The organism is Halomonas flagellata, assembly GCF_022487945.1.
GTDB lineage: Bacteria > Pseudomonadota > Gammaproteobacteria > Pseudomonadales > Halomonadaceae > Halomonas > Halomonas flagellata.
Window position 1 is genome coordinate 1 of record NZ_JAKVPY010000094.1, and the last position, 707, is coordinate 707.

The window sequence follows — 707 nt, forward strand, 5'->3', positions numbered from 1 at the left end:
GGGCAATGGCCTGGGCGGTATTATCGTCCCCTTTGCGCTGCGACCAGTTTTTCAGCGACACGAAGGCCATCCCGGCGTTCTGCCCGCTGCCGCTAAAGCTGAAGCCGTCGACGGTGAAAATGACATCGGTATTGGCTTTCTCTTTGGTGAGGAACCAGTCGGTGACCTGGCGGCGCACCTCGGCGGTACGCACCGCCCTCGCCCCGGCGGGCAAGCAGGGAAAAATGGTGGGCACGGTGATGACCGGGCTGCTGCTGGGGATCCTGCTCTCCCGGACGGTCAGCGGCGTGGTGGGCGCCGTATTCGGCTGGCGGGTGATGTATCAGGCGGCGGCGGTCAGCGTCGCGCTGATTGGCCTGGTAATGTGGCGCGTCCTGCCGCGCTTCGCTGTGCACTCGACGCTGAGCTATCCGCAGCTGATGGCCTCGATGGCGCATCTGTGGCAGCGTTACCCGGCATTACGCCGCGCCGCGCTAGCTCAGGGCGCGCTCTCCATCGCTTTTAGCGCCTTCTGGTCGACGCTGGGGGTGATGCTCTCCGAACACTATCACATGGGCAGCGCAGTAGCGGGCGGTTTCGGTATCGCCGGGGCCGCCGGGGCGCTGGCCGCGCCGCTTGCCGGCGGTCTGGCCGATAAATTTGGCGCCGGTAAGGTGACACAGATGGGTGCGGCGCTGGTCACCCTCTCCTTTGCCCTGATGTTTATG

At 65.3% G+C, this 707-nt stretch carries 1 protein-coding gene and 1 pseudogene; one reads left to right on the forward strand and one right to left on the reverse strand.

Annotated elements, in window-relative coordinates; all coding sequences use genetic code 11:
• A pseudogene (locus MKP05_RS21275) lies at positions 1 to 214 on the reverse strand (efflux RND transporter permease subunit); the annotation flags it as partial.
• Between the two features lie 10 nt (positions 215 to 224).
• Between MKP05_RS21275 and MKP05_RS21280 the strand changes: the two are divergent.
• On the forward strand, positions 225 to 707 hold a 483-nt coding region (locus tag MKP05_RS21280), incomplete at its 3' end, for an MFS transporter (protein WP_240570139.1).